At 62.2% G+C, this 21,388-nt stretch carries 11 protein-coding genes; 2 read left to right on the top strand and 9 right to left on the bottom strand.

Annotated features, from left to right (window positions below):
- Positions 1-26: 26 nt before the first annotated feature.
- The gene (gene treS, locus KW838_RS28455; protein WP_218504280.1) at positions 27-3,368 is read left to right on the top strand and encodes a maltose alpha-D-glucosyltransferase; all 3,342 of its coding nucleotides are present in this window, start codon (positions 27-29) and stop codon (positions 3,366-3,368) included.
- 2 nt (positions 3,369-3,370) lie between these two features.
- The gene (gene glgB, locus KW838_RS28450; RefSeq protein ID WP_218504279.1) at positions 3,371-5,602 is read left to right on the top strand and encodes a 1,4-alpha-glucan branching protein GlgB; all 2,232 of its coding nucleotides are present in this window, start codon (positions 3,371-3,373) and stop codon (positions 5,600-5,602) included.
- A gap of 117 nt (positions 5,603-5,719) precedes the next feature.
- Here the strand turns inward: glgB and KW838_RS28445 are convergent, their stop codons facing one another.
- The 9 genes from KW838_RS28445 to treZ all read right to left on the bottom strand — a co-directional run bounded on the left by KW838_RS28445 (position 5,720) and on the right by treZ (position 21,381).
- On the bottom strand, positions 5,720-6,787 hold the full coding sequence (locus tag KW838_RS28445) for an autotransporter outer membrane beta-barrel domain-containing protein (RefSeq protein WP_218504278.1): 1,068 nt from the start codon (positions 6,785-6,787) through the stop codon (positions 5,720-5,722).
- A 300-nt stretch (positions 6,788-7,087) separates the two neighbouring features.
- The gene (locus KW838_RS28440) at positions 7,088-9,694 is read right to left on the bottom strand and encodes an autotransporter outer membrane beta-barrel domain-containing protein (protein WP_218504277.1); all 2,607 of its coding nucleotides are present in this window, start codon (positions 9,692-9,694) and stop codon (positions 7,088-7,090) included.
- A 272-nt stretch (positions 9,695-9,966) separates the two neighbouring features.
- Positions 9,967-10,800 (bottom strand): endonuclease/exonuclease/phosphatase family protein, encoded by an 834-nt coding sequence (locus KW838_RS28435; RefSeq protein WP_256358999.1) that lies wholly within the window; start codon positions 10,798-10,800, stop codon positions 9,967-9,969.
- A 241-nt stretch (positions 10,801-11,041) separates the two neighbouring features.
- Positions 11,042-11,800, bottom strand: coding sequence for a PIG-L deacetylase family protein (locus KW838_RS28430; RefSeq protein WP_218504276.1), 759 nt, complete (start codon positions 11,798-11,800; stop codon positions 11,042-11,044).
- A gap of 216 nt (positions 11,801-12,016) precedes the next feature.
- Positions 12,017-14,179 carry a glycogen debranching protein GlgX gene (gene glgX, locus KW838_RS28425; RefSeq protein ID WP_102700048.1) on the bottom strand — a complete coding sequence of 721 codons (2,163 nt, stop codon included), beginning with the start codon at positions 14,177-14,179 and terminating at the stop codon, positions 12,017-12,019.
- A gap of 197 nt (positions 14,180-14,376) precedes the next feature.
- Positions 14,377-14,697 (bottom strand): DUF2934 domain-containing protein, encoded by a 321-nt coding sequence (locus tag KW838_RS28420; protein WP_102700049.1) that lies wholly within the window; start codon positions 14,695-14,697, stop codon positions 14,377-14,379.
- A gap of 21 nt (positions 14,698-14,718) precedes the next feature.
- Positions 14,719-17,514 (bottom strand): malto-oligosyltrehalose synthase, encoded by a 2,796-nt coding sequence (locus tag KW838_RS28415; RefSeq protein ID WP_218504275.1) that lies wholly within the window; start codon positions 17,512-17,514, stop codon positions 14,719-14,721.
- Positions 17,511-19,589: a 4-alpha-glucanotransferase gene (gene malQ / locus KW838_RS28410; protein ID WP_218504274.1), complete on the bottom strand. Its 2,079-nt coding sequence runs from the start codon at positions 19,587-19,589 to the stop codon at positions 17,511-17,513. The genes KW838_RS28415 and malQ overlap by 4 nt, the downstream gene beginning before the upstream one ends.
- Positions 19,582-21,381: a malto-oligosyltrehalose trehalohydrolase gene (treZ, locus tag KW838_RS28405; protein ID WP_218504273.1), complete on the bottom strand. Its 1,800-nt coding sequence runs from the start codon at positions 21,379-21,381 to the stop codon at positions 19,582-19,584. The genes malQ and treZ overlap by 8 nt, the downstream gene beginning before the upstream one ends.
- Positions 21,382-21,388: the final 7 nt, after the last annotated feature.

Raw genomic sequence — 21,388 nt, 5'->3', positions numbered from 1 at the left:
CTTTATGAATTCACCAGGAGTTTCACATGGCGAAGAAACCCAAGGCAGCCACGTTCATCAAGGACCCGCTCTGGTACAAGGATGCGGTGATCTATCAAGTACACGTCAAATCGTATTTCGACTCCAACAACGACGGGATCGGCGACTTTCCCGGCCTCATCGCCAAGCTCGACTACATCGCCGACCTGGGCGTCAACACCATCTGGCTGTTGCCCTTCTATCCCTCGCCACGGCGCGACGACGGTTATGACATCGCCGAGTACCGCGGCGTGCACAGTGACTACGGGACCATGGCCGATGCCAGGCGTTTCATTGCCGAGGCACACAAACGCGGCCTGCGGGTGATCACCGAACTGGTCATCAACCACACCTCCGACCAGCATCCGTGGTTCCAGCGCGCACGCAAGGCCAAACCCGGGTCGGCGGCGCGGGACTTCTACGTGTGGTCCGACGACGATCAGAAATACGACGGCACCCGCATCATCTTTCTCGATACAGAGAAGTCCAACTGGACCTGGGACCCGGTCGCCGGCCAATACTTCTGGCACCGTTTCTACTCCCACCAGCCGGACCTGAATTTCGATAACCCGCAGGTCATGAAAGCGGTGCTGTCGGTGATGCGTTACTGGCTCGACATGGGCATCGACGGCTTGCGCCTGGATGCGATTCCCTACCTGATCGAGCGCGACGGCACCAACAACGAAAACCTGCCGGAAACCCACGACGTCCTGAAACAGATCCGCGCCGAAATCGACGCCAATTACCCCGACCGCATGCTGCTGGCGGAGGCCAATCAGTGGCCGGAGGACACCCAGCTGTACTTCGGCGACACCGACAAGAAAGGCCTGAACGGCGACGAATGCCACATGGCCTTTCACTTCCCGTTGATGCCACGCATGTACATGGCGCTGGCCCAGGAAGATCGCTTCCCGATCACCGATATTCTGCGCCAGACCCCGGATATTCCCGCCAACTGCCAATGGGCGATCTTCCTGCGCAACCACGATGAACTGACCCTGGAGATGGTCACCGACAAGGAGCGCGACTACCTGTGGAATTACTACGCCGCCGACCGTCGCGCGCGGATCAACCTGGGGATTCGCCGGCGCCTGGCGCCGCTGGTGGAGCGTGATCGACGCCGGGTCGAACTGCTCAACAGCCTGTTGCTGTCGATGCCAGGGACGCCGACCCTGTATTACGGCGACGAGATCGGCATGGGCGACAACATCTACCTCGGCGACCGCGATGGCGTGCGCACGCCGATGCAATGGTCCATCGACCGCAACGGCGGTTTCTCCCGCGCCGACCCGGCCAGCCTGGTGCTGCCGCCGATCATGGACCCGCAATACGGCTATCTGTCGGTCAACGTCGAAACCCAGGCCGGCGACCCGCATTCGCTGTTGAACTGGACCCGGCGCATGCTCGCCGTGCGCAAGCAGTCCAAGGCCTTCGGGCGCGGTACATTGAAGATGCTGTCGCCGAGCAACCGGCGGATCCTGGCCTACACCCGCGAATACACCGGGCCGGACGGTAAACACGAAGTCATCCTGTGCGTGGCCAACGTGTCGCGCAGTGCCCAGGCCGCCGAGCTCGATTTATCGGCCTACGTCGGCATGGTGCCGGTGGAGATGCTCGGGGGTAACGCCTTCCCGCCCATCGGCCAGTTGAATTTTCTCCTGACCCTCGCGCCCTACGGCTTCTACTGGTTCGGCCTCGCCGCGGAAAACCAGATGCCCAGCTGGCATGTGGAGCCCGCACAGAGCCTGCCGGACTTCACCACGCTGGTGCTGAAAAAACGCATGGAAGAACTGCTCGAAGCGCCGTCACGCCACACCCTTGAGCAGAGCATCCTGCCCAGCTGGTTGCAGAATCGTCGCTGGTTCGCCGGCAAGGACGCCGCCATCGAGCAGGTCGATCTGGCCTACGGCGTGCGCTTCGGCGATGCGCAGCATCCGGTGCTGTTCAGTGAGATCAATGTCACCAGCGCTGGCCAGAGCAGTCGCTATCAGTTGCCGTTCGGCTTTATCTCCGAGGATCAGGTCGGTACACCGCTACCGCAGCAACTGGCGCTGTCGCGGGTACGGCGCGGACGCCAGGTCGGCCTGATCACCGATGCCTTCAGCCTGGAATCCTTCGTGCAAGCCGTATTGCAAGGGATTCAGGCCGGTACCGTATTGCCCAGCAGCGATGGCGACATTCGCTTCGAGTCCACCGCCGAACTGGAAAAGCTCGGCCTCAACGCCGAGTCGCCGGTGCGCTACCTGTCGGCGGAACAGTCCAACAGCTCGGTGGTGATCGGCAACAGCATGGTGCTCAAGTTGATCCGCAAGGTCGCCAGTGGCGTGCATCCCGAGCTTGAGATGAGCGCCTACCTGACCGCAGCCGGGTTCAGCAATATCTCGCCACTGCTGGGGGCCGTGGTGCGCCGGGACGGGGCGGGTGAGGACAACCTGCTGATGATCGCCCAGGGTTACCTGAACAATCAGGGCGATGCCTGGGAATGGACGCAAAACAACCTCGAACGGGCGCTGCGCGATGAACTGGCCGACGCCATGTCCGAGCAGGAGCAACACTACAACGCGCTCGGCGAACTGAAAGATTTTGCCGGTATGCTGGGCCGGCGCCTGGGGGAAATGCATCAGGTGCTGGCAGCGCCCAATGCCAACCCGGACTTCTTGCCGCAGGTCACCACGCAGAAGGAGGCGCTGGCTTCGGCCAGGGATGTCGCAACGCAAATCGAGCACGCGCTGAGCTTGCTCAAGCAGCATCAAAATCAATTGACCCCGGCGGACCAGACCCTGGTCAGCCATTTACTGGACAACAAAAAAGCCATTCTCGGACATGTACAAGCGTTGGGTAAAAAGACTGCGGGTGGCTTGCGCATTCGTGTGCATGGCGACCTGCATCTGGGCCAGGTGCTGGTGATCAAGGGCGATGCGTACTTGATCGACTTCGAAGGGGAACCGGCGCGGCCCTTGCATGAACGTCGGGGCAAACACAGCCCGTACAAGGATGTCAGTGGCGTGCTGCGTTCCTTCGACTATGCGGCGGCAATGGCGATCAACGTGCACAACGTCGATAACACGGCGGCGGCCGATGCCGCGCGTGTGCGGGTCACCGAGCGCTACTTGAGTGAAGCGCGAACAGCATTTGTCGACGCCTATCGGCTGGCGGCAGCTAGTCTTGCCCATGCATGGCAAGATCCCGAAGGCGAGGACGCCGCGCTGGCGTTGTTCGGTCTGGAGAAGGCGGCGTATGAAGTGGCCTATGAGGCGGAAAATCGCCCCACCTGGTTGCCCGTGCCATTGCACGGTTTATATGGATTATTGAGTGGGCTTAAACCCTTTTCCGATCTTGGTGGAGAGTAGTCATGAGTGTCTCGAACAAGGAACAGGGTCATCACAAAGAAGCGCTGCTGCCCGGCGCACGGGATATCGATGCCTTGGTGCGCGCCGAGCATATCGATCCCTTTGCCATACTTGGCCCCCACGGTGATGGTGCCGGTGGACAGTTCATCCGCGCCTATCTGCCAGGCGCCCTGAGTGTAGAAGTTCTGGCCAGGGACTCCGGCGAAGCGCTTGGGAGTCTTCAAGCCACAGAGACGCCGGGGTTGTTTGTCGGGCATTTCGACCGCGCGCAAGCCTATCTGCTGCGCACCCGTTGGGCCGGCGGCGAGCAGACGGCCGAAGACCCTTACAGCTTCGGCCCCTTGCTGGGCGACATGGATTTGTACCTGTTTGCCGAAGGCAATCACCGCGACCTCAGTGCGTGCCTCGGTGCCCAGCTCAAGACCGTGGACGGCGTCGACGGTGTGCGTTTCGCGGTGTGGGCGCCCAATGCCCGGCGGGTGTCGGTGGTCGGTGATTTCAACGTCTGGGACGGGCGCCGCCATCCGATGCGCCTGCGCCATCCCACCGGGGTCTGGGAATTGTTCATCCCGCGCCTGCAAGCGGGGGACGCCTACAAGTATGAAATTCTCGGTGCCCACGGCATCCTGCCGCTGAAGGCCGACCCGATGGCGCTGGCCACCAGTCTGCCGCCGGACACCGCCTCGAAAGTCGCCTCGCCGCTGCATATCGACTGGCAGGATCAGGACTGGATGGTGGCCCGTGGCGACCACCAGCGGGTGACGGCGCCCTTGTCGATCTACGAATTGCACGCCGGTTCGTGGCAATGCGAGCTGGACGACCTGGGTGAAGTGGCCCGCCAGTACAGCTGGCCGGAACTGACCGAACGACTGATTCCCTATGTCAAAGACCTGGGCTTCACCCACATCGAACTGATGCCGATCATGGAGCACCCGTTCGGCGGTTCGTGGGGTTATCAGTTGCTGTCGCAATTCGCGCCGAGTGCGCGTTATGGCACGCCGGACCAGTTCGCCGCGTTCGTCAATGCCTGCCACCAGGCCGGCATCGGGGTGATTCTCGACTGGGTGCCGGCGCATTTCCCCACCGATACCCACGGCCTGGCCCAGTTCGACGGCACGGCGCTGTACGAGTACGGCAACCCGCAGGAAGGTTTCCACCAGGATTGGGACACGCTGATCTACAACCTGGGGCGCACCGAAGTGCACGGCTACATGCTGGCGTCGGCGCTGCACTGGCTCAAGCACTTCCACGTCGATGGCCTGCGGGTCGATGCCGTGGCCTCAATGCTGTACCGCGACTACTCGCGCAAGGCCGGCGAGTGGGTGCCGAACCGTCACGGCGGGCGCGAGAACCTGGAGGCCATCGATTTCCTGCGCCACCTCAACGATGTGGTCGCTCTGGAAGCACCCGGTGCGCTGGTGATCGCCGAGGAATCCACCGCATGGCCAGGCGTCAGCCAGGGCACCCAACAGGGTGGCCTGGGCTTTGCCTACAAATGGAACATGGGCTGGATGCACGATTCCCTGCATTACATCCAGCAGGATCCGGTGTACCGCGCCCATCACCACAACGAGCTGAGTTTTGGCCTGGTGTACGCCTGGTCCGAGCGCTTCATCCTGCCGATCTCCCACGACGAAGTGGTACACGGCAAACACTCGCTGATCGACAAAATGCCCGGCGACCGTTGGCAGAAATTCGCCAACCTGCGGGCCTACCTGAGTTTCATGTGGGCGCATCCGGGCAAGAAACTGCTGTTCATGGGCTGCGAGTTCGGCCAATGGCGCGAGTGGAACCACGATCAGCAACTGGACTGGTACTTGTTGCAGTACTCCGAGCACAAGGGCGTACAGAAACTGGTCGGCGACCTCAATCGCCTGTACCGCGAAGAGCCGGCCCTGCATGAGCAGGACGACGTGCCGCAGGGTTTCCAGTGGCTGATCGGCGATGACGCGATCAACAGCGTTTATGCGTGGCTGCGCTGGAGCAAGGACGGCCGACCTGTGCTGGTGGTGGCCAACTTCACACCGGTACCCCGCGAGGCTTATCGCGTTGGCGTGCCGTTTTCCGGGCAGTGGAACGAGGTGCTCAACAGCGATTCGTCTATCTATGCCGGTTCCAATTACGGCAATAGTGGCGGGGCAATGGCCGAGGAAACGCCGAGCCATGGGCAGGCGTTGTCGCTGGTGTTGAATTTGCCGCCGTTGGCGGTGTTGATGTTACGGCCGCAGGGCTGATCCAGAGACGGCGCCATTGCTATTGGCGAGCAAGCCCGCTCCCACATTGGATGAATGTGGGAGCGGGCTTGCTCGCGAAGGGGCCAGCCTCGCCAAAAGATCTTTTGAAGTATTCCCTCACCAGCGCATCCGCACACCCAGGCTGCCAATCAACCCATTCAAATCATTGTCGTCCACGTCGCTGCTGTAGTCGGCACTGACGTACAGGCTCACGGTCGGGGTGACCCTGGCGACCAGACCCAGGCCCAGTTCGACGGTCGAGGACTTGCGGCTGCTGCTGATCTTGTCGACCTGATCGAGGGTCACGGTATTGCCGGTGTACACCGTGTGCCACAAGTTGGTCCGCACGTAAGGTTCGACCGGCATCCCGCTGATGTCGTAACTGCCTTTCAAGCGCGCACCGACCCGGCCGCTCCACGAAGTCAGGTCAGTGGAAGACGCGTTTCCCGAGCCGGCATACGGGGTGTCCAGGGTGATGCGCTGGTTGATCAATTGCGCCTGGGGTTCAATCACCCAGTTTTCGCCCAGACCGATAGGAAAACCACCTTCCACCGACAGCGTCATCGCGCTGCCTTCGGTGGCTCTTCGGGTCCCTTGCTCATTACGGGTGAAGCCGCTGACCCGGCCACCGCTGGCGGTCAGGTCGACGTACCAGCCTTGTGGTCCGGTCAGGCTCCAATAGGCGCCGAGGCTTTGCCCCTGAAGGTTGAGCGTGTCGCGGCTGGGGTTGGACATGGCCGGGGTGACCTGTGCGCCCTTGTTGTTGAGCTGGAACTGGTTCGAGCCACTGACCAGACCGACCCTTTGCGTATGGCCGCTGGCACTTTGCAGGGTGAGGATCGCCGGGCCTTTGAGTGCGTTGGTACCGGGAACGGCCAGACCCTGGGAAAGGTAATCGGCTTGTGCCTGGCGAGAGGGCTGGCCGTAGAGTTGGTCCCAGGCCGTGGGCGCGGCGTCTTCGGTGGTCAGGCTGGAACTGCGCAGATCGGGATGAGCGCTGAATTGACCGGGCCAGGTTGCTGCAAGGGTTGTCAGACCGATAGCCGGGATGTCCTGGCGATACCACGGCGTTGTTTCCTGCTCGGCAGTGGCGGCGAGCAATTCAATGGAGGAACACAGCAGGAGTGAACTCGATACAGTGCAAAAAGTGACTTTGATTTCTTGCGAGGTGAGGGGGATGTTCATGGAGACCTACCTTGCAGTTGCATGTGGTATCTCGCTCTGGCGTCTCTCCTACCCCGAATGAGGGGCGACCGAATGGATTAGGCGGCGTCACGGGCTGCCCGTTTTTACGGGAGCCCGCGGCTGGTCCTGGTAGTGTTTTCGGGGGTAGTAACGTGAAGTCAAGAAGACCGAAACAGTCGAGTCAAGAAGATGGCCGATAAGTGGTAATGGTTTAAAAGGGGCTGTTTAATGGCGTGTCTCCAGGTGCTTTTTTATTCGAATAATCGTCAAAAAACCTCGGGATAGAGCGGTTTCAACGCCTCACCACTTCACCCGAACCCCCACGTTACCGAATGTCCCCCGTTGCCGGTTGCTGTCGATATTGCTGGTGTAGTCAAGTCCGGCGTACACGCTGACCGAGGCTGCAACGCTCAGTACCATGCCGATGCCAAGGTCGGCGGACGAGGCTCGTTGCTGGGTTTCGATCTGGTCGACATGATCAAAGGTGACCGTATCGGTACCCGTGAAGGTGTGCCAGATGTTGGCCCGCAAATAGGGTTCCAGCGGTCGGCCACTGACTTCGTAGCGACCCTTGAGACGTGCGCCGACGCGGCCGGTCCAGGCACTGTCGGAATCGAACGAGACACGGGAGATGCCGTCGTCCTGGCTGTCGAGCTTGACCTGCTGGTAAATCAACTGGGCCTGGGGTTCGACTACCCAGTTGCCAGACACGGCGACCGGGTATCCAACTTCTGCCGACAACGTCGTTACGTGGCCGTCATTGTCGATCTTCAGGCCACTTTCGGAGCGGTTGTCGCCATTGAGCCAGGTGTACATGGCCACGATATCGAGATAGGCACGGGCAGGATCGGTCAGGGTCCAGTAAACGCCAAGGCTGTCGCCTTTCAACTCGACGTTGCCGGAGCGTTTGCCTTCGAAGCCCTGATTGAAACCGTCGACATCCCCTTGCAGGCGACTGTGGCCGATGAAGAAACCGCTGCGCTGGGTTTGCCCACCCGCCAGTTGTGAACTGAACAGGTCATTGCCGACCTGGAAGCCATTGAGAGAGCCATCCAGTCTTGGTGTGACGGTGCCGGCCCAGGTCTGCTCGAGGTTTTTGCCGTAGACCCGTCCCCAACCTGCGCTCAAGGCGCCGGTTTCGGTCAGCAGACGCTGATCGCCCTGACGGTCATGAAAGGTACCCAGTGCTGACAGGCTCAATTGTGCTGCAGCCGGTGGTACCACCGACCAGGTAGGCACCGCCTCTCGATACAGGGGGATAGGGTCTGCGCCGGGTACGGCGGCTGGTAACGCAAGAGCTTTGAGCGTCACGACGCCTTCAGATCCTTGAGCCCCGGTAGCCACGACCACAGGCGCGGCGACCGGCACTGCCACGATGGGTTCCAGCGTCGGCGGCAAGGCGGGATCCGGGTTGGCGACGGCAACCACGGGCGGCGCCACCACCGAGGAACGCAAGTACCAACTGTTTTCGCTGCCCGGTGTGATGCCGCCTTTGAACAGGCGGTAGTCGAAGGCACCCACTGACACCGGGGCTTTGAGGGCGAACGCAGTGTTGTCGCTGACCGCCGTGCCTTGGGCCTGTACCAGCTGGATACCGTTTTGCCGGGTCAGGGCGCCCGCGCCGCCAATGTTGGTGACGCTGATCAGGGTGCTGCCGGTCAGCGTTCCGTTGTTGACCACCAGCTTGTCACTGGGGGAGCTGTCATCGCCCACTGCGCTTTGCAAGAGCAACTGGCCGCCGTTGCCCACGTAATTGCCTTCAACCGTCAGGGTGTCGTTGGTACGCGAGTTACCGCTGGCAAGGTCGATGACCCCGCTGTTGTTCAAGGTCGCGAGCCGGCCCGGGGTCAAAGAGGTGATGCTGCCCTGGATTGACGTGAGCATACTGCTGCCGTCGATGTTGAACACGCGCGTCTCGCTGTTCTCGTCCCCCAGTTGAAAGCTGCCATCCAGATCGAAGCGCGAACCGTTGCCCAGGTTGACGGTTTCCCAGTTGATATACCGGGCAGCGCCCGATGAGGTGGTGTGATCGAAGGTCAGCAGGTCATTGCCATCGCCGCCATCGCCGCCATCGATGCTCGGGGTCTGGGCGAGGGTGCTTTCGGTCAGATTGCGCAAAGTGGCGCGGTCGTCGCCTGCCTCCAGCAGGACTGGCGAGCGGATGATTCCGCCGCCGTCCCACAGCAGCGTGTCATCGCCGTTGCCGGCGCGAATCTCGCCGGCGATTTCTCCGCCGGTGATTGTGATGCTGTCGTTGCCGTTGCTGACACTGATGTTGCCGCCGATACGCCCCCCGGAGACGATGATCTCATCGGTGCCTAAACCCGTCACCAGATTGCCGAGGATCTGCCCACCGGACATATCGAAGATATTGTTATCGAGTTTCATGTTGACGCGGCCGATGGTACCGCGGGTCATTTTGGCGACGTCGCCATCTTCGAAGGCGCCGACGATGGTGCCTCCGGTCATCAGAAAGGTGTCGCGGCCGTCCCCTTGGGCCAGGGACCCAATGATTCCGCCGGATATGATGAAGTCATCGATGCCACTGCCTTGGTTGACGGCTCCGGTGACTTGCCCGCCGGTGATCGTAAAACTATCTGCCCCGTCGCCCAGATCCACTGCGCCGGCCACGATGCCCGAGTCCATGTTCACAGCGTCGGCGCCGGCACCGAAGGTCACGTTGCCGTTGATCCTGCCGGTGCCATTGGCGGGGAAGGTCAGGGTGTTATTGCCCGACAAATCGGTCAACGGCCCACTGGTGCCGCTGTCGCAGACGAAGTTGGAGTTGCCGGCGGTTGAGGTGAGTGTGCAGGCTGCGTAGGCGGGTTGGGGCCAGTTCGCACATAACCAGATCGAGAACAGGCAGGCGCCATAACGGTACTTGGACAGATCTGTCGAAAACTCCATGTTGCCTCCGCGATGGGATCAACTTCCGTTCCTTTGGCCGGAATCAATGGCCAGGAACCAGACGTGCTGGGCAGCGCGAGTTGCAAGACAACATCGGGTGCAACTATGACCCGCAAGTACCTTCGGCAACCAAGGCGCTACGTGTGTGTCGCAAGCCCCTGCGGATTTCCCTCAGGGCGGCAACAACGTAGCAGGCACCGATACAACGTGGCTACTGTCAGAAATAACAGGTGGGGATGACCTTTCGTCACTTCGAACCGAAAGGCCGCGATTCAAAGATGGACTTCCACCGCCAACGGCAAATGGTCGGAAAGGTGCGTCCACGGCTTGTTCCCGAGTATTTTCGGCTCATGACTGCTGGCATTGCGCAGGTAGACGCGATCCAGGCGCAACAGGGGGAACCGCGCAGGGTAGGTTTTGGCCGGGCGGCCATGGTGGCGCTCGAAGGCTTCGTGCAGGTAGTCGCGGCGGGCAAGGGCGGCGTTGCCTTGCATCTGCCAGTCGTTGAAGTCGCCGGCAATGATCACCGGCGCATCATCCGGAAGGGATTCGAGGAGCTGGCAGAGCAACTGCAATTGCAGCTGACGATGGCTTTCCAGCAGGCTGAGGTGCACGCAGATGGCATGCACTTCGCTGTGCCCCGGCACGTCCAGCACGCAGTGCAGCAAGCCGCGGCGTTCCGGGCCGGTGATGGAGACATCCAGGTTTCGGTATTCGCGGATCGGGTATTTCGACAGCAGGGCATTGCCATGGTGACCGTCGGGATAGACGGCGTTGCGCCCATAGGCGAAGTCGCTCCACATGCTGTCGGCAAGGAACTCATATTGCGAGGTCTGTGGCCAATCGTTGTAGCGGGAGGAGTGGCGGTCGTGCTCGCCGACCACTTCCTGCAGAAACACCAGGTCCGCCGACGTACTGCGCACGGCTTCACGCAGCTCGGGAAGGATGAAGCGCCGGTTGAGCGCGGTGAATCCCTTATGGGTGTTGACCGTCAGCACGCGCAGTCGGTGGATGTCCGGGGGAGTACTCAACGGCACCGATTCAGCTGATTGGTGCTTGGAATGACTGGCCACGTTCGCTCCTATGATTCGGGGCTGCCTATGCATGCGACTGACGCATGGACGGGCAGTTCAGTTTGCCTTTAACGCCAACGTGCCAGATTTGACACTTTGCGGCGCTCTCAAGTTTTTCGCGAGCAAGCTCGCTGTTTAACATCGGCGGTCAATGCCCCCTGTAGGAGCGAGCTTGCTCGCGATAAACCTGAGAGCACCGCGGGGCGCCTGCCAACCAGCGTTATCGTTGACGACCATCGCGAGCAGGCTCGCTCCTACAGAAAGCGTAGTGGGCTTAGACGAAGACGATTTCATAAGGCAAACGAATGCGCTCCAGCAGCGTGCGCGGCATCAACGGCGCAAGGCCGATGGCGGGTTCACCGTCGAGTTGGCTGGCGTAGGCGTGGGTGGCGTGGCTCTTGCGGGCGACGGTCCAGGCATCGAGGCGCACCTTGCGCGCACGATGCCAGGGGATCAGCTCCCGGTCCCGTGCCGGCCAGTGCCAGGCCCGGAACGGCACGTCGTTGTAGGTGGCTCCCACACTGGTCGCCGCCCTGGCACTGGCGCGGCCGACGGTGTCGTGGTCGACGTTGCCGTCTTCGCACCAGGTGCTGAACACCACATCACCCGGGCGCAGGTAGCGCCCGATGAACTGGGCGATCCGTTCTTCGTGTTCCACCAGGGCGTTGTCGGTAAACCCGCCACGGATCCACTTCAGGCTGTGCATCGGCAACCCGAGTCGGCGGATGGCTTCCACGCTTTCCTGGGGACGAAATACGCTGAGGCGTTTTTCCGACCACTGCCGGGAACCGGGATGGCTGGCGCTGCCGTCGGTGATCGAGATCAATTGCAGCGGGTGGCCCAGGTTGCTGAGCAATTGCAGCAGGCCACCGCAGGTCACGACTTCATCGCCGGGGTGCGGGGCAATGAACACTGCGCGTGCACCGGCAGGCACCAGGGATTGGGTGCTGATGGCCGCAATGCTGTCCAGTTGCGGGGCACTGTTCCAGATCTGGGAAGGCAGGCTGGCTTCGCTGAGGGAAACGGATTTCATGGGTATTACGTCCTTGTGCTGCTTCGCCTTCAGTCGTGCGCGAGACAAGCCCGGCCGACCCGTGAGGGCTGGTGGATAGCGAGGTGCGACAACCCCAACCCTGGATCGCCGCGAATCGAGTATTGCTCATGCAACGCTATTCGTCGCGTCGCGAACCCGGCCAAAATGATTTTTCCGCTCTGTGGCAGTCGCGCGCTGAATGCCTGAGCCTCGTCGTCACTCCTCTTCCTCATGCTGCAACTCGAACAGCAGCAATGAACGACCGGTAACCGAGTATTCATGGCCGAACTCGAAGCGCTCCTGGCCACGGATCGCCGGCTGGTTGGTGTCGATCATGCACGTCCAGAAACCGCCGTCAGGCACTTCCGGCAGGCGGAAATTGACGATGTCGTGATGCGCGTTGACCACCAGCATCAGGGTCGCGTCGGCGCCTTTGCGGCGAATGCCGGTTTCCTGGGCGCGGCCATCGAGCAGCATGCCCAGGCAGCGGTTGTGTGCATCGTGCCAATGCTTGGTGGTCATTTCCGTGCCGTCCGGTGCCAGCCAGGTCACGTCCTTGACGCCGATGTCTTCGTTATAGTTGCCCACCAGAAAACGCCCGCGGCGCAGGATCGGGTAGGTCAGGCGCAACTTGATCAGGCGTTTGACGAACTTGAGCAGGGCCTTGCCGTCTTCGCTGAGGTCCCAGTTGACCCAGCCGATCTCGCTGTCCTGGCAATACGCATTGTTGTTGCCCTCCTGGGTGCGGGCGAATTCGTCGCCGGCCACCAGCATCGGCGTGCCTTGGGCCAGCAGCAGGGTGGCGAAGAAATTGCGCATCTGCCGATGGCGCAGCGCGTTGATCTCGGGATCATCGGTGGGGCCTTCGACGCCGTGGTTCCAGGACAGGTTGTTGTTGCTGCCGTCCTGATTGTTTTCGTCGTTGGCCTCGTTGTGCTTGTCGTTGTACGACACCAGGTCGTTGAGGGTGAAGCCGTCATGGGCGGTGACGAAGTTCAGCGATGAGTAGGGGCGGCGCCCCCGTTCATTGAACATTTCGCCCGAAGCGGTCAGGCGGCTGGCGAAGTCCGCCAGTTGACCGTCGTCGCCCTTCCAGAAGGCGCGCACGGTGTCGCGAAATTTGTCGTTCCACTCGACCCAGCCCGGCGGAAAATTGCCGACCTGATAACCGCCGGGGCCGCAGTCCCAGGGTTCGGATATCAGCTTGACCTGGCGCAGCACCGGGTCCTGGCGGCAGGCGACGAGGAAACTGTGGCGCTCGTCGAAACCGTCGTGATAGCGCCCGAGTATGGTCGCCAGGTCGAAACGGAAACCGTCCACGTGCATTTCCGAAGCCCAGTAGCGCAGGGAGTCGGTGACCATCTGCAGCACGCACGGGTGACTCAGGTCCAGGGTGTTGCCGGTGCCCGAATCATTGATATAGAAGCGCTTGTCATCGGGCATCAGGCGGTAGTAGGACGCGTTGTCGATGCCGCGCATGGACAGGGTCGGGCCTTGCTCGTTGCCTTCGGCGGTGTGGTTGTAGACCACGTCGAGGATCACTTCCAGATTCGCTTCGTGCAGGTGCGCGACCATTTCCTTGAACTCGGCAATCTTGCCACTGGCCAGGTAACGCGGATCGGGGGCGAAGAACGCGATGCTGTTGTAGCCCCAGTAATTGGTCATGCCCTTGTGCAGCAAATGCTGGTCGTTGACGAACGCGTGGATCGGCAGCAACTCCACGGTCGACACGCCGAGCTTGCGGATGTGTTCCAACACGTCATCGACCATCAACCCGGCAAAGGTTCCGCGCAGGTTTTCCGGAACCGAAGGGTGACGCATGCTGAAGCCGCGCACATGGGTTTCGTAAATGATCGTCTTGTCCCACGGTACGCTGACGCGGTGGTCGTGGCCCCAGGTGTGCGCCGGGTCGATGACCTTGCACTTGGGCACGAAGGGCGCGCTGTCACGTTCATCGAAGCTGAGGTCGGCGTCGGGGTGGCCGATGGTGTAGCCGAACAGCGCTTCGGACCATTTCAACTTGCCGACCAGCTGTTTGGCGTAGGGGTCGATCAGCAGCTTGTTGGGATTGAAGCGATGACCGTTGGCCGGGTCGTACGGACCGTAGACGCGATAACCGTAAATCAACCCGGGGTGAGCGTCGGGCAAGTAGCCGTGGTAGATCTCGTCGGTGTATTCGGGCAACTCGATGCGTTCGAGCTCCACCTCGCCGCTGTCGTCGAACAGGCACAGTTCAACCCGGGTGGCGTGGGCGGAAAACAGGGCGAAGTTGACTCCCAGTCCGTCCCAGGTGGCACCCAGCGGGAAGGGCAGGCCTTCACGGATTCGCGTGGCTTCAGCGCGAGGGGCTGGCGCGGGGGCTTTTTTTGGGCTGGTCATAAGTGCTCCTGCAAACGGGAGTTACCTGTAGGAGCGAGCTTGCTCGCGAAGGCGGTGTGTCAGGCAACATCAATGCTGGAAGTGATGGCCTCTTCGCGGGCAAGCCCGCTCCCACAGTGTTTGGTGGTGTGGCTGAGCTCCCTGTGGGAGCGGCGGTGCGACGATTCGACTTGCCCGCGAAGGGGCCTCAAGACAAATCAAACCGCGGGCGGTTTTCGTGGTGCCCGGGGCTTTTTCTCGACGGCCTTTTCCCCCGGCGGAATCACTTTCGAGGCCGCTGCAGGCTTGGCCTTGGTTTTGGGCGCAGCGACTTTGCTTTCGCCGGCCTTGCCATTGGCCGTTTTGCTGACCGGGGTTTTGCTCGCCGCTGCTTTGGCAGGTTTCTTTGGTGCCAGGGCTTCGGCTTCCGCCAGTTTGCACGCCATCTCCCAGTGGCGGGCTTCCTGACCTTCGGGTTTTCCTTCGGACTCCCAGATCTGATAGGCGAATTCGCGGATGCGTTTATCGTCGGTACTCATCGCTATGCTCCTGAACTGAACTCAAGTGTGGTTAGTTTGAATAATGAGATTGACCGGGAAATCCCCCAGCGCGGCGCTGATCAGCAGCTCTCTGTGTTTTGTGACTGTGATGCCGCTGAAAAGTCCCTTCAGATGTTCGTCGGCAACGGTGAACGGCAATTTGATCCGGGTATCGCCCCATAGCGGCGCGTGGACCTGGGGGACGGCACTGTTTTCCAGCAGTTCGGCACAGCGTATCGGCACAATCACGATGGCGCGTTCTCCCTCCCGTTCACGGACAAAACCCAGCACTCGATGGGCCTCGCTGCCCAGCACTTGCAGGGCCTGGTAAGAGCCACGCCGAAACAGCTCGGCATGTTCGGCGCGCAGGCCCAGAGTGCGCGCAATCAGGGCTTGCTTGATGCGCCCGTCCTGCCAGTTCGATAACAGGTCCGGCAGGTCTGCCGCTTGCTGCAGTGCCTGCTGGCGGCTGGCGTAATCCACGGGGCGACGGTTGTCCGGGTCGACCAGGCTGAAGTCCCAGAAATCGTTGCCCTGATACAAATCCGGCACGCCGGGCACGGTCATGCGCAGCAAGGTTTGCGCCAAACCGTTAAGGGCACCGGGGGCGGCAATCGAACGGGCCGCCCTGGCCAGGGCCGCACGCAGCAGCTCACCTTCGGGGCTGAGCAACAGGCGCTGGATAAAGTCCTCGGTCGCTTGCTCGTAAGCGTCATTGGGCGCGCTCCAGCTGCTTTGCAGCTTGGCTTCGCGCAGGGCCTTGCGCTGCCATTGCCAGAGGCGTTTGGCGTAGTCCTCGAGCGCCGGTGGATTATCGATAGCCAAACCCAGTGGCCAACTGCCGAGGATCGCCTGGTACAGAATCAACTCATCGCCCGCCGACGGCACTTGATCGTCTTGGCGCAAAGGCCGGGCGAGGGCGCGCCACAGGCCGATCTGCTCGCTGTACCAGCCGCTGCGCTCACTCAATACCGCCAGCCGCGCGCGTGAGTCTTCGCCACGCTTGTGGTCGTGGGTGGCGCTGGCCAGCAGATTGTCCGGGAAGGTTTCAAGGCGCTCGATGCAGGCCCGATGAAAGTCGGCCACCGGCGCACTGAACTGCACGGTGCTGAACCCCACGTCATTGCGCGAAAGCAGGACGGCCGAACGATAGAACGCGGTGTCTTCCACCGCTTTCGCCGCGGCTGGCGAGGTCAGTTGCTGGAAACGCACGCAGGCGTGCTTGAGGCGTTTGCGCTGGCGACCGGCCGGGCGTTGCCGCCAGGGCTCACCACCGAGCCAGCCGGCCAGGCAATCGAGCACCGGCCAGTCTGCCTCGCCCAGTGTCTGGCGGGCGCCGTCCATGGCCTGCTGGAAAAACACCTCGTCCTGGCTTGTCCGGCCGAGGGGGCTGATGTAGGTGCGGTACACCGGGAAATGCACGATCAGCGCCTGCAACGCCCGGCGAATGGCGCCGAGGGTCAGGTCGCGGCTCATGAGATTGTCCCGGGCCACTTGCAGCAAGGCCTGGGCGACGCTTTCGAAATCACCGGCCAGGGAACCGTTGAGGATTTGCTGGCGGGCCAGTTGTGCTTCCTGGGAGAAGTCGGCAGACCGCTCGCTGTGGCGCTGCCAGCGTTCGGCCAGTGCCTGGGCACCCCGAGGGTCGGTTTGCAGCAGTGACAACTGGTTCATGAATTCATAACCGGTGGTGCCATCCACCGACCAGTCGCGGTGCAGGGTCTCGCCTTCGCCGAGGATTTTTTCGACAAAGATGGGCAGATGGCGGCCCGCGCACAGACTGTCGACCCGGCGCCGCAACTTGCGGCAGTAGCCCCGCGGGTCGGCGAGGCCGTCGATGTGGTCGATGCGCAACCCGTCGATCAGCCCCTCGGCCACCAGTTGGAAGATCTTCGCGTGGGTGGCTTCGAACACCGCGGGACGCTCGACGCGCAGTCCGCCAAGTTCATTGATATCAAAGAAGCGCCGCCAGTTGATGTCATCGGCGGCCGTGCGCCAGCTCGCGAGGCGATAGCTCTGGCGCTCCAGCAGGCTGTGCAGGCGCTGGAAGCCTTCGCCGGTCAGTGAGTCGTAGTGCTTCAGGTGTTGCTCAATGGCTTGAGCAATAAGCGGATCACTGACCAGATCGCGCAGTTCCGCTTTCAACGGTATGGCCAGGCTGTGGGCGTCGGATTGGTAGCTCAGGGTGCTGAAGCGATCGGCCAGGTTTTTCAGTTGTTCGGCCTGCTCCGTATCGAGCGCTGCATCGGGCTTGAGCAGCTCGCCGTAATCCCAGGGGCAAATCGGGAAACGGTGTTCGTAGTGCTCGACATGGAAGCTGCCGTGCCAGGCATCGAAGCGCAAGGGCAGGGTGCCGTCCTGCAACGCCACGCCGTAATCGCTGCCCAGGAACGGCAGGAGCAGCTGGCCTTCCATCAACGGATCGGGAGAGTGCCACTGGATGTCGAAAAACTCGCCGTAGGGACTCAGGCGTCCCCACTCCAACAGGTCCAGCCACCAGGGATTGTCAGCGCCGCCGACCGCCATGTGGTTGGAGACAATGTCGAGGATCAACCCCATGTCCTGCTCGTGCAAGGCGTTGACCAGGTTGCGCAGCGCCCCTTCGCCACCCAGTTCCGGGTTGACCCTGGTCGGGTCCACCACGTCATAGCCATGCATCGATCCGGCTCGGGCACGCAGCAAAGGGGAGGCGTAGACATGGCTGATGCCCAGGCGTGCGAAATACGGCACCAGCGGCACCGCATCTTCCAGCGTGAAGCCTTTATGAAATTGCAGGCGCAGCGTGGCGCGCAACGGGTGGGTCGGCTGTTGGGTCATCGGTCACGCTCGGCCGCCTGCAGTCGCGCACAGGCGAGCAGTTCCAGGCGCCGCGCGGCATCCGGTCCATCGAGCAGGGCTTCGCTGTAGCCGGGCAAGCGCCGCGACCAGTTCGGGTGAGTGTCGATGGTGCCGGGCAGGTTGGCCTGTTGTTCCACGCCAAGGGCATCTTCCAGCGGCAGCAGCACCAAGGGTGCCCGGGTATGCCCGAGAAAACGTACGCTGGCGTCGAGCACCTGGTCGGTTTCGTGGGACTCTTCGCGGAAGTTCTGCGGGTCCTGGCTCAACGCCCGGCGCAAGCCCTCGCGCTCGCGCTCGCGATGCTGGCGCCATTCGATCTCTCCGCTGGCGTCGACCATGCCGAGCCGGGCGTTCCAGTCGATGTCGCGGCCATGCCACCAGCCGTTGAGGGTGGGCAGGTCATGGGTGCTGGTGGTGGCCAGGGCGTTGTCCGGCCAGTCGAGGATCGGCTTGAAGTGCGTGTTGTCCTGCTCGAACAGCAGTACCCGCATGCCGAGCATCGAACGGGCGATGAGTTTTTCCCGCAGGCCGTCCGGCACGGTGCCGAGGTCTTCGCCGAGGACGATGGCCTGGTGCCGATGGGATTCCAGGGTCAACAAGCGCAACAGGTCGTCCACCGGGTAATACAGGTAGGCGCCGTCGGCCGGCGGCGAGCCGTTGGGGATCACCCACAGACGCTGCAGTCCCATGACGTGATCGATACGCAAGCCACCGCAATGGGCGAAATTGGCCCGCAGCATTTCGATGAACGCCCGGAAACCATTGCGCACCAGGCCTTCAGGTGAAAACGCGGAAATCCCCCAGCCCTGGCCCGTGCGGTTGAGAATATCCGGTGGCGCACCGACGGTGAGGGACGCGAGCAGTTCGTCCTGACGGCTCCAGGCCTGGCTGCCGCCGCCATCGGCGCCAACGGCCAGGTCGGCGATCAGGCCGATGCTCATGCCGCTGGCGCGGGCGGCGGTTTGCGCGCGTTCCAGGCAGCGGGTGATCAGCCACTGGCAGAAGGCGAAGAAGCCGATGCGCCCGGCATTCTCTTCGGCAAAAGCTGCGAGTTCGGCGCTACGCGGATTACGCCAGGGTTCGGGCCACAGTCGCCAGTCGAGGCCTTCACCGCGAGCGGCGCGTGCCTCCTGTATGGCTTCGAAGCGACAGTGGTTTTCCAGCGCTTCGCCACCAGCGTGACGAAAACTGCTGAAGTCTTCGTGCAAGGGGTGTTCACCCTGGACGAAACCTTCGTACAGCGACTGCAACAGCCGATGCTTGGCTTCGGCGGCGGCCGGCCAGTCAATCAGCGCACGCTCCTCCAGCGCCTTGAGCTCAATGGCCAGCCCCGTGGCATCAATGGCGGTGCGCAGGGCGCGCTCGCCGAGAATGGTGCCGGGGGCGCAGTAAAGGCTGTTGAGAAACAAACGGCTGGACGGCGAATACGGGCTGTAGCGTTGGGTGTCATTGGAAAACATCGCATGCAAGGGGCTGATCGCCAGCGCCTCGGCGCCACGTTCACCGGCCACCCGGGCGAGGTCCTCCAGCGCCTGGGTGTCACCAAACCCGCCATCGCCGGGGCGGCGCAAGCCATACAATTGCACGCTCAGGCCCCAGGCACGGGGGATCGGGTTGTCCACGGCATCGGCGACGCTGTAACAACGGGATGGGGCCACCGCCAGGGTGAAGGTTTGTCCGTCGATGCTGACCTGTTGATAGCCGACCGGTACCAGCCCCGGCAGCTTTGCGTTGGCGTCCAGTTTCAGGTTGAGCCGCGAACCGTCTTCGAGGTGGATTTCGCAAGGGGTTTGAGGTGCAAAAAAACGCGCCAGATCCAGGCTTGTCCCGACATCGGCGGTGATCAATGGCGGCAAGTGATGGGTCTGTTGCACCGCTTGCAATTCCAGCAGGCTGGCGTCGATTTCCTGGGCGCTGCCCGCCGGGTGGCCCAGGCCGGTCAGCACATTGCGCAACACGGAAGGTGCGACTTTTTGCGGGCGGCCGTTGGCGTCGATCCAGTCGACCGCGAGGCCGGCACGGCTGGCCAGAATTTCCAGTTGCGCATCACTCATGGACGCTCTCCATACGAAGTGGCATAGGGGCTGCGGCGGCGAGACTGACGAGCGCGCAATACGGGGCAAGGGTGCCCTGGTCCAGCAGATCGGCGCTCTGTGGCGGGTATTCGAACAACCGCGCGGCACCGGTCTGTGAGGAGTGGACTACGGGCTTGTCGCTGAGGTTCAGGTCAATGCGCAGTTCGCTGCCATCGCCCAGGCGCCAGGCGGCACTGACCGCGCCTTCGCCCAGCTCGTCCGCCCCCAGTGCCTGGGTGCCCGGCAAGCGGGGGATGAGAAGCCGGTGGCGGATCTGCAACAGCCGGCAATACAGGTCGTGCATCTCAGTATGGCCGGTCGAAGGCAGGACAGGGCGGGATGCTGAAAATGTCTGCGGATCGTTCGGGTCAGGAATGTGTTCGCGCAGGAGTGGGTCGGCAAACACGCTGAACGCCGCGAACTCGTTGCGCCGGCCGTCCCGTACCAACTTGGCCAACTCGCCGTGATGGCTGGTGAAATACAGGAAGGGTTGCTCGACGGCGAACTCGTCGCCCATGAACAGCAGCGGAATCATCGGCGACAACAGCAGCAACACCGTGGCGGCCCGCAGTGCTTGCGGGTGGGCGAGTTGATGCAGGCGCTCGCCGAAGGCCCGGTTGCCGATCTGGTCATGGTTCTGCAGGAACAGGATGAAGGCGCCGGGTGGCAAGTGCCCGCTGGGTTCACCGCGTGCCACGCCATGGCGATTGAGATGCCCCTGGAACACGAAACCCTGGCTCAGGCAACGCGCCAGTTGTTCGGTGGGGTTGTGCGCGTAGTCGGCGTAATAGGCCTCGGTTTCGCCGGTCAACAACACATGCAGGGCATTGTGGCCGTCATCGTTCCACTGCGCGTCGTAACCCTGTTCGAGCAGGCCGGCCTGGTTGTGTTCGTTCTCCACCATCAGCCACACATGGCGCGCCGATCCCGTCTGCTGGCGCACCCGTTGTGCCAGTTCCTGGAGGAAATCCGGGTCTTCGATGGCGTGCACCGCGTCCAGGCGCAAACCGTCGAAACGGTATTCGAGCAGCCACATCAAGGCGTTTTCGATGAAAAAGTCCCGTACTTCGCGGCGGCGGAAATCGATGGCCGCGCCCCACGGCGTCTGTTTGTCTTCGCGAAAGAAGCCCTTGGCATAACGATGCAGGTAATTGCCGTGCGGACCGAAGTGGTTGTAGACCACGTCGAGAATCACCGCCAGACCATGACCGTGGGCGGTGTCGATCAAGTGTTTGAGCTGCTCGGGTGACCCGTATGACGCCTGGGGCGCGTAGGGCAGGACGCCGTCATAGCCCCAATTGCGCTCCCCGGGAAACTGCGCGATGGGCATCAGTTCGATCGCGGTGACGCCCAGCTCGACCAGGCGTGCCAGATGCTGCTCGACGGCACTGAAGCCGCCGAGGGCACCGACGTGCAACTCGTAGATCACCGCTTCGTTCCACGGCCGTCCCGGCCAGGCACTGTGTTGCCAGACATAGGCCAGCGGATCGACCACCACGCTGTGCCGGTCGATATCGCCGTCCTGAGCGCGGGAAGCCGGGTCGGGCACTTCCAGTTCGCCGTCGATGCTGTAGCGGTAACGCGTGCCCGCCGCGCATCGGGTATTGCTCACGAACCAGCCGTCGGCCTGGGGCAGCAACGGCAAGGACTGTCCATGTTCCAGTTCGACACTGACGTAAAACGCATCTGGCGCCCACAACGCGAATTGCGTGTGCTCTGCGTCCAGCATGATTGCGCCGTGGGGCCAGGTCTCAAGGGTCCGTAACGGCATCTTGAAA

Origin of the sequence: Pseudomonas sp. PDM27 (assembly GCF_019219205.1) — a bacterium.
In the GTDB taxonomy this organism is placed as follows: domain Bacteria; phylum Pseudomonadota; class Gammaproteobacteria; order Pseudomonadales; family Pseudomonadaceae; genus Aquipseudomonas; species Aquipseudomonas laurylsulfatiphila.
The sequence above is the reverse complement of the archived record's forward strand: the minus strand, read 5'-3'. Positions and strand labels throughout refer to the sequence as shown.

Excerpts from the sequence above, each read along its gene's own strand:
- treS (WP_218504280.1), top strand. The coding sequence starts at position 27 with ATGGCGAAGAAACCCAAGGCAGCCACGTTCATCAAGGACCCGCTCTGG.
- glgB (WP_218504279.1), top strand. The coding sequence starts at position 3,371 with ATGAGTGTCTCGAACAAGGAACAGGGTCATCACAAAGAAGCGCTGCTG.
- KW838_RS28445 (WP_218504278.1), bottom strand. The coding sequence starts at position 6,787 with ATGAACATCCCCCTCACCTCGCAAGAAATCAAAGTCACTTTTTGCACT.
- KW838_RS28440 (WP_218504277.1), bottom strand. The coding sequence starts at position 9,694 with ATGGAGTTTTCGACAGATCTGTCCAAGTACCGTTATGGCGCCTGCCTG.
- KW838_RS28435 (WP_256358999.1), bottom strand. The coding sequence starts at position 10,800 with ATGCATAGGCAGCCCCGAATCATAGGAGCGAACGTGGCCAGTCATTCC.
- KW838_RS28430 (WP_218504276.1), bottom strand. The coding sequence starts at position 11,800 with ATGAAATCCGTTTCCCTCAGCGAAGCCAGCCTGCCTTCCCAGATCTGG.
- glgX (WP_102700048.1), bottom strand. The coding sequence starts at position 14,179 with ATGACCAGCCCAAAAAAAGCCCCCGCGCCAGCCCCTCGCGCTGAAGCC.
- KW838_RS28420 (WP_102700049.1), bottom strand. The coding sequence starts at position 14,697 with ATGAGTACCGACGATAAACGCATCCGCGAATTCGCCTATCAGATCTGG.
- KW838_RS28415 (WP_218504275.1), bottom strand. The coding sequence starts at position 17,514 with ATGACCCAACAGCCGACCCACCCGTTGCGCGCCACGCTGCGCCTGCAA.
- malQ (WP_218504274.1), bottom strand. The coding sequence starts at position 19,589 with ATGAGTGATGCGCAACTGGAAATTCTGGCCAGCCGTGCCGGCCTCGCG.
- treZ (WP_218504273.1), bottom strand. The coding sequence starts at position 21,381 with ATGCCGTTACGGACCCTTGAGACCTGGCCCCACGGCGCAATCATGCTG.